General features: G+C 59.0%; 7 protein-coding genes. 5 read left to right on the top strand and 2 right to left on the bottom strand.

Features of this window, described 5'->3' with window-relative positions:
- Positions 1 to 1,511 (bottom strand): M10 family metallopeptidase (locus L6D81_RS29170; RefSeq protein ID WP_236182984.1); only part of this gene is annotated, 1,511 nt, incomplete at its 3' end.
- Between the two features lie 199 nt (positions 1,512 to 1,710).
- Between L6D81_RS29170 and L6D81_RS29165 the strand changes: the two genes are divergently transcribed.
- Positions 1,711 to 2,355: an MBL fold metallo-hydrolase gene (locus L6D81_RS29165; protein WP_115079165.1), complete on the top strand. Its 645-nt coding sequence runs from the start codon at positions 1,711 to 1,713 to the stop codon at positions 2,353 to 2,355.
- A 114-nt stretch (positions 2,356 to 2,469) separates the two neighbouring features.
- Complete coding sequence (locus tag L6D81_RS29160; RefSeq protein WP_007956806.1) at positions 2,470 to 3,201, top strand: YiaD family glycine zipper/OmpA-like lipoprotein; 732 nt, start codon at positions 2,470 to 2,472, stop codon at positions 3,199 to 3,201.
- 67 nt (positions 3,202 to 3,268) lie between these two features.
- Here the strand turns inward: L6D81_RS29160 and L6D81_RS29155 are convergent, their stop codons facing one another.
- The gene (locus tag L6D81_RS29155) at positions 3,269 to 3,703 is read right to left on the bottom strand and encodes a Z-ring associated ZapG family protein (RefSeq protein WP_039766275.1); all 435 of its coding nucleotides are present in this window, start codon (positions 3,701 to 3,703) and stop codon (positions 3,269 to 3,271) included.
- Positions 3,704 to 3,847: 144 nt separating this feature from the next.
- Between L6D81_RS29155 and L6D81_RS29150 the strand changes: the two genes are divergently transcribed.
- The 3 genes from L6D81_RS29150 to zapE all read left to right on the top strand — a co-directional run bounded on the left by L6D81_RS29150 (position 3,848) and on the right by zapE (position 7,039).
- Positions 3,848 to 4,474: an alpha/beta hydrolase gene (locus L6D81_RS29150; RefSeq protein ID WP_236182985.1), complete on the top strand. Its 627-nt coding sequence runs from the start codon at positions 3,848 to 3,850 to the stop codon at positions 4,472 to 4,474.
- 24 nt (positions 4,475 to 4,498) lie between these two features.
- Positions 4,499 to 5,854 (top strand): tryptophan--tRNA ligase, encoded by a 1,356-nt coding sequence (locus L6D81_RS29145; RefSeq protein ID WP_236182983.1) that lies wholly within the window; start codon positions 4,499 to 4,501, stop codon positions 5,852 to 5,854.
- Between the two features lie 90 nt (positions 5,855 to 5,944).
- Positions 5,945 to 7,039 carry a cell division protein ZapE gene (gene zapE, locus L6D81_RS29140; RefSeq protein ID WP_011335877.1) on the top strand — a complete coding sequence of 365 codons (1,095 nt, stop codon included), beginning with the start codon at positions 5,945 to 5,947 and terminating at the stop codon, positions 7,037 to 7,039.
- The last annotated feature ends 179 nt before the right edge of the window (positions 7,040 to 7,218 follow it).

The following is a 7,218-nucleotide window of genomic DNA, read 5'->3' as shown; positions in this document are numbered from 1 at the left end:
ATCACATAGATGTCGTCGCCGAGGCCACCGGTCAGGGAGTCTGCGCCCTGGCCGCCGTCGAGGATGTTGTTGCCGTCGTTGCCGGTCAGGGTGTTGTTCAGACCGTTGCCAGTGCCGTTGAGGTTGGTCGTGCCGGTGAGTACCAGATTTTCCAGGTTGGCGCCCAGGGTCCAGTTCACTGAAGAACGCACGGTGTCGATTTCGCTGGCCAGGGTGCTGGTTTCGATGATGGTGTCACTGGCGTTGTCGACGATGTAGGTGTCATTGCCCAGGCCGCCGATCAGGGTGTCGGCACCGAGGCCACCGTCGAGGATGTTGTTGCCATCGTTGCCGGTGATGCGGTTGCCCGAACTGTTGCCGGTGCCGTTGAGATTGTCGGTACCGCTCAGGAGCAGGTTCTCGACGTTGGCGGTGAGGGTGTAGTCGATGGAAGCGAAGACCCGGTCGTAGGCGGTCGGCGAGGCATCGGTCTCGATCACCACGTCGCCGACGTTGTCGACGTAGTAGGTATCGACACCGTCGCCGCCGATCATGGTGTCTGCGCCCAGACCGCCGTTGAGGGTATTGTTGAGCGCATTTCCGAGCAGCGTGTCGTTGAATTGCGATCCTGTGGCGTTTTCGATCTTCGCCCCATAAGCAATCGCCAGCCCGTCATTGATGGCGGTATTGTTGTTGAGGTCAACGAACGCCTTGCCAATCTGACTGTAGCTGCCTTCATTCAGGTTGATGATGACGGAACCAAGCTGGTTGCTACCATCAATCGTGTCATTGCCGCCCGCATCCCAGATGGTTTCGAAAATCGACTGGTTGGCATCCCACTTGTAAACGTTGTCGCCGGTTTGCCACAGCATGTTGGCGCCATACAGGCTCTGTATCGTGATGATGTCCAGAACCATCGGCGTCGTTGGCTGATAGGAGTAGTTACTGTTGTAACTCATCACTGTGAAGTGGACGTCGTCGAGTGACGGATCGAGCAATAGCTTGTTGGTGTTGCTCGCATCGAAAGGATGTTTGAGACCCAGCGCATGACCGATTTCATGAACGAACGTCAGGTAGTCGTAGCTACCTTTGCCCGGATTCGGATCATCTGTTTGTGGCCCGATCCAGACGTCGCCCGCAGTCGGCGTGTCGGCAGGGAAATAAGCCCAGGCTGCCGTTTTGTCATCCATCAACCGGTACGCGCCAAAGCGCAGGTCGCCGACGTTGAACAGGGTATCGGTGGTCAACGTGAAATTCAGGTTGGCGACCGCGCTCCATGCATTGAGCGCGCTGGTCACCGCGGTCTTTTGACCGGCCGTCAACTCATACAGGGCGTTGTATTCATTGTCAGGGCTGTAGTTGGTGATGAAGTACGAGGTCACCGGAGCCATGAAGCTGTAACTGAGGTTGGTCGGCCCTTTAGGCGTCCAGTTGGAACCCAGCCAGAAAGTGCCGGAGATCAGACTGTCGATAATGGCATTGCCAGTCAGGGTAGCGGTGAAGGTGGGGGAATACGTCTTGGGCGTCGGCATGGGATTTCCTGAATGCGCTGCGGCCCTTCCTGAATGCGACCGCTACAAAAAAAGCGATTTTGCACCAGATTTTGTACATTTGACATCATTGGGCCATCATTTTCCGATTGATGGCGTCAAATTACTGACCCGGCGATCTATATCGGCCTGTGGGGTAGAATCCTTAGGGAACGCGTATTGCCGTCTGTCGAGGATTTAAATGTCTGCCCCAAGTCCTGCGCTTCTGCGCGAAACCTTCCCCGTCGGCCCCTTGCAGTGCAACTGCACGATCATCGGCGACCCCATCACCAAAAAAGCCATCGTCGTCGACCCGGGCGGCAACCCTGACCTGATCATGGCGCGCCTCGATGCCCTCGGTCTGAAAGTGGTCAGCATCATCCACACCCACGCGCACCTCGATCACTTCCTGGCTTCCGGCCAGATGAAGGAAAAGACCGGCGCGACCTTGCACCTGCACAAAGAGGATCAATTCCTGTGGGACAACCTCGAGATGCAATGCCAGATGTTCGGCGTGCCTTACACCCCAGTGCCTTCTCCCGATCGCTGGTTGAGCGACGATGAAGAACTGGCCTGCGGCTGCGGCGTGGCGCTGCACACGCCGGGGCATACGCCGGGTTCCATGAGCTTCTGGTTTTCCGAGGCTAAGCTGTTGATAGCCGGCGACACGTTGTTTCGTCGCGGAGTAGGGCGCACGGATTTGTGGGGCGGCGATCAGGCGACCATCGTGCGATCGATCAAGCAGCGGCTGTACACCCTGGATGAAGACGCGACCGTTGTGGCCGGGCATGGTCCGGATACGCGTCTGGGGGATGAAATGCGCGAGAACCCGTTTGTGCGTGCCTAAACATTTTGTCACGGGTGCCCGGCGGAATTTTTGTGCATTGTCATGATCCAACGCCCGCACGGGCCAGTTGCCAATGGCCGCTGCACCACAGAATGCAAAATGTAGGAGCACTCCATGTTCACCACGCGTCGTTTGATTATTGTCGCTACTGCCGTGGCCGTCTTGTCCGGCTGCGCCTCGCCCAACCCGTATGACAATCAGGGGCAGGCCGACGGTGGCTCCCAGGGCATGAGCAAAACCGCCAAGTACGGTGGCCTCGGTGCACTGGCCGGCGCGCTGGCCGGTGCCGCCATCGACCACAACAACCGCGGCAAGGGTGCGCTGATCGGCGCAGCCGTCGTTGGTGCCTCGGCCGCCGGTTACGGCTACTACGCCGACCAGCAGGAGAAAAAACTGCGCGCCAGCATGGCCAACACCGGCGTTGAAGTGCAGCGTCAGGGTGACCAGATCAAGCTGATCATGCCGGGCAACATCACCTTCGCCACCGATTCGGCGAACATCGCTTCCAGCTTCTATCAACCGCTGAACAACCTGGCCAACTCCCTGAAGGAGTTCAATCAGAATCAGATCGAAATCGTCGGCTACACCGACAGCACCGGCAGCCGTCAGCACAACATGGACCTGTCCCAGCGTCGTGCGCAGAGCGTGGCGACCTACCTGACTTCGCAAGGCGTCAGCGGTGCCAACCTGAGCGCCCGCGGTGCCGGCCCGGATAATCCGATCGCCAGCAACGGTGACGTCAACGGCCGGGCGCAGAATCGCCGTGTCGAGGTCAACCTCAAGGCGATCCCGGGCCAGCAGTACGGTGGTCAGCAACAACCGGGCACGGTTCAGCAGTACCCGTAACCGTCAGGTACAAAAAAGCCCCCGGACAAGTGATTGTCCGGGGGCTTTTTGTTGGCGCGAAGGCTGATTACTTCTTCAGGCCGTAATGCTCGTCGAGCATGCCCGGCGAGTTCGGGGTCTTCGGCGCGTAGTCACGCGGTGGTTCCTGATCCCGTGGTGGCGTCAGGCGTTCCCGTGGAGCCTGTGCTGCCTCGGAGTGCAGCGAGGCCAGCAGGCGTTGACGAGTCTGCTCGTCCAGGGCCAGGCGGTTGGCGCCCTCGGCGAGGTGGTCCTGCACTTCCTGATAGCTCTGGGTCAGTTTTTTGACCAGATTGGCGGTGCTGTTGAAGTGGGTCACCACTTCGTTCTGATAACTGTCGAAACGTTCCTGAATATCATCCAGTTGACGCTGCGTGCGGCTGGGTGCGGCGTTCGGCGCAACGCGAGCGATCAGGAAACCGATGGCGACACCCACAACCAGGGCAAGAGTCGGTAACAACCAAACTAAGAGCGAGTGTTCCACGAGTCCTTCCTCTATAAACGGCTTTGCTTTACGTTAACGGCTCGAACCTGCGCTGTATACCGCGATTCACTCGCAATAGACTGGCACAGACAATTTGCTAGACGAGTCGACCCGATTCGAGGTCACGGAGTTCCTTCCTTGCTGATGCGTGAAACCCCTGTAGTGATTGATGGCCCGGTGGGTCAACTTGAGAGCCTGTACCTCGATAACGAGCAGCCACGCGGCGTTGCGTTGATCTGCCACCCCAACCCGGTGCAGGGCGGCACCATGCTCAACAAGGTTGTCTCGACCCTGCAGCGCACCGCGCGCGATGCAGGCCTGATCACCTTGCGCTTCAACTACCGCGGCGTCGGTACCAGCGAAGGCTCCCATGACATGGGTACCGGTGAAGTCGATGACGCCCAGGCCGCTGCTGCATGGCTGTTGGAAAAACACCCGGATCTGCCGCTGACCCTGTTCGGTTTCTCCTTCGGTGGATTTGTTGCAGCAAGTCTCGGCGGCCGTCTCGAAGCTCGAGGCGTGCTCAAGCATCTATTCATGGTCGCGCCGGCGGTGATGCGTCTGGGCGATAAGGATCAACTGCCGCAGCAGGGTGAGCTGACTGTCATCCAGCCGGAAACCGATGAAGTGATCGATCCGCAGCTGGTCTACGACTGGTCTGAAAAACTCCAGCGCCCCCATGAGCTGCTGAAAGTGGCAGAATGCGGACACTTTTTTCATGGCAAGCTGACCGATCTCAAGGATCTGATCCTGCCGCGTCTCTCGAATTGATTGCAGTCTGACAAGCGATTACCCATGACGAACCGTACCCGCATCCTCACCGGCATCACCACCACCGGCACGCCGCACCTGGGCAACTACGCCGGCGCCATCCGCCCGGCGATTCTCGCCAGTCGCGACAGCCATGCCGATTCGTTCTACTTCCTGGCCGACTATCACGCCCTGATCAAGTGCGATGACCCGCTGCGCATCCAGCGCTCGCGTCTGGAAATCGCCGCGACCTGGCTGGCCGGTGGCCTGGATGTGGATCGCGTGACGTTCTACCGTCAGTCCGATATCCCGGAAATCCCCGAGCTGACCTGGCTGCTGACCTGCGTCGCTGCCAAGGGCCTGCTCAACCGCGCCCATGCCTACAAGGCCTCGGTGGACAAGAACGTCGAGACCGGCGAAGACCCGGACGCCGGCATCACCATGGGGTTGTACAGCTATCCGGTACTGATGGCGGCGGACATTCTGATGTTCAACGCGCACAAGGTGCCGGTCGGTCGCGATCAGATCCAGCACGTGGAAATGGCCCGCGACATCGGCCAGCGTTTCAACCACCTGTTTGGCCAGGGCAAGGAATTCTTCACCATGCCCGAAGCGCTGATCGAGGAAAGCGTGGCCACGTTGCCAGGCCTGGACGGTCGCAAGATGTCCAAGAGCTACGACAACACTATCCCGCTGTTCTCCAGCGCCAAGGAAATGAAGGACGCGATCTCGCGCATCGTCACCGACTCCAAAGCTCCAGGCGAAGCCAAGGATCCAGACAACTCGCACCTGTTCACCCTGTTCCAGGCGTTCTCCACGCCAGCGCAGGCTGACGAATTCCGCAGCGAATTGCTGAGCGGTCTGGGTTGGGGCGAGGCGAAGAACCGTCTGTTCCAGTTGCTCGACAACGAGCTGGGCGAATCCCGCGAGCGTTATCACCAGTTGATCGAACGTCCGGCAGATCTGGAAGACATCCTGCAACACGGCGCCAAAAAAGCCCGTGCGGTGGCGACGCCGTTCCTCAACGAGTTGCGCGAAGCGGTTGGTCTGCGTTCGTTCGTCAATCAGGTTCAGGTCGTTGCGACCACCAAGAAAAAAGCCGTGAAAGCTGCACGTTTCGTCAGCTTCCGTGAAGACGACGGCAGCTTCCGTTTCCGTCTGCTGGCGGCCGACGGCGAGCAATTGCTGCTGTCGCGCAACTTCGCCGACGGTAAAACCGCCGGTCAGGTGACCAAGCAGCTGCAATCGGGTCAGGCGCTGGACGTACGCAGCGAAGACCTGAGCTTCAGCGTGTGGCTGGAAGGCGAGCGCGTCGGCGACAGCCCGGCGTTCGCCGACGCAGCGGCGCGGGATGCGGCCGTTGAGGCTTTGCGGATCGCTCTGACACCGGTTCAGGAATAATCAACGGGCCGGCCCGACCAAGGGCCGATTGCCATTCCCACGGGCCATCGCTACAGTGACGGCCCGTTTTTGTTGCCTTGCTAACGAATTATGACGCCCCTAGAACGATATCAAGCTGATCTGAAACGCCCGGACTTCTTCCATGACGCGGCGCAGGAAACTGCCGTGCGTCATCTGCAACGCCTGTACGACGATCTGATCGCGGCCGAGCAGAACAAGCCGGGTTTGCTGGGCAAGCTGTTTGGCAAAAAGGATCAGACGCCGGTCAAGGGCCTGTATTTTTGGGGCGGTGTGGGTCGCGGCAAGACTTACCTGGTGGACACCTTCTTCGAAGCCCTGCCATTCAAGGAAAAGACTCGTACTCACTTTCACCGCTTCATGAAGCGCGTGCACGAAGAGATGAAAACCCTCGGCGGCGAGAAAAACCCGCTGACCATCATCGCCAAGCGTTTTGCGACGGAATCGCGAGTTATCTGCTTCGATGAATTCTTCGTCTCCGACATCACCGACGCCATGATCCTCGGCACGCTGATGGAAGAGCTGTTCAAGAACGGCGTGACCCTGGTCGCCACGTCGAACATCGTGCCGGACGGCCTGTACAAGGACGGCCTGCAACGCGCGCGCTTCCTGCCGGCGATCGCGCTGATCAAGCAGAATACCGAAATCGTCAACGTCGACAGCGGCGTCGACTATCGTCTGCGCCACCTCGAACAAGCGGAGCTGTTCCACTATCCGCTGGACGAAGCGGCTCACGAAAGCCTGCGCAAGAGCTTCCGCGCGCTGACGCCGGAATGCACGGCCGCCGTGGAAAACGATGTGCTGATCATCGAGAACCGCGAAATCCGCGCTCTGCGCACTTGCGACGACGTGGCCTGGTTCGACTTCCGCGAACTGTGCGACGGCCCGCGCAGCCAGAACGATTACATCGAACTGGGCAAGATCTTCCACGCCGTGCTGCTCAGTGGCGTGGAGCAGATGAGTGTCACCACCGACGACATCGCCCGACGCTTCATCAACATGGTCGACGAGTTCTACGACCGTAACGTCAAACTGATCATTTCTGCCGAAGTCGAGTTGAAAGACCTGTACACCGGCGGACGTCTGACGTTCGAGTTCCAGCGTACCCTCAGCCGCCTGCTGGAGATGCAATCCCACGAATTCCTGTCCCGGGCACATAAGCCTTAAGCGGATTCGGCAAACAAAAAGGGCCTGCAGATGCAGGCCCTTTTTTGTGTCTGTGTCCCGTCCTGAATAAGGTTTACACCTTCTGATCTATTTTCAGGAGGACGTAATGGAAACGGCTAAAAGGCGTAGTCAGCGAGACTACACGCTGACTTTTAAATTGTCGGTCGTGGATCAGGTCG

Origin of the sequence: Pseudomonas sputi (assembly GCF_021603585.1) — a bacterium.
Classification (GTDB): Bacteria; Pseudomonadota; Gammaproteobacteria; order Pseudomonadales; family Pseudomonadaceae; genus Aquipseudomonas; species Aquipseudomonas sputi.
Note: the sequence above shows the minus strand (reverse complement) of the source record. Positions and strands in the feature narration are given on the sequence as shown.

Excerpts from the sequence above, each read along its gene's own strand:
- zapE (WP_011335877.1), top strand. The coding sequence starts at position 5,945 with ATGACGCCCCTAGAACGATATCAAGCTGATCTGAAACGCCCGGACTTC.
- L6D81_RS29165 (WP_115079165.1), top strand. The coding sequence starts at position 1,711 with ATGTCTGCCCCAAGTCCTGCGCTTCTGCGCGAAACCTTCCCCGTCGGC.
- L6D81_RS29150 (WP_236182985.1), top strand. The coding sequence starts at position 3,848 with ATGCGTGAAACCCCTGTAGTGATTGATGGCCCGGTGGGTCAACTTGAG.
- L6D81_RS29160 (WP_007956806.1), top strand. The coding sequence starts at position 2,470 with ATGTTCACCACGCGTCGTTTGATTATTGTCGCTACTGCCGTGGCCGTC.
- L6D81_RS29145 (WP_236182983.1), top strand. The coding sequence starts at position 4,499 with ATGACGAACCGTACCCGCATCCTCACCGGCATCACCACCACCGGCACG.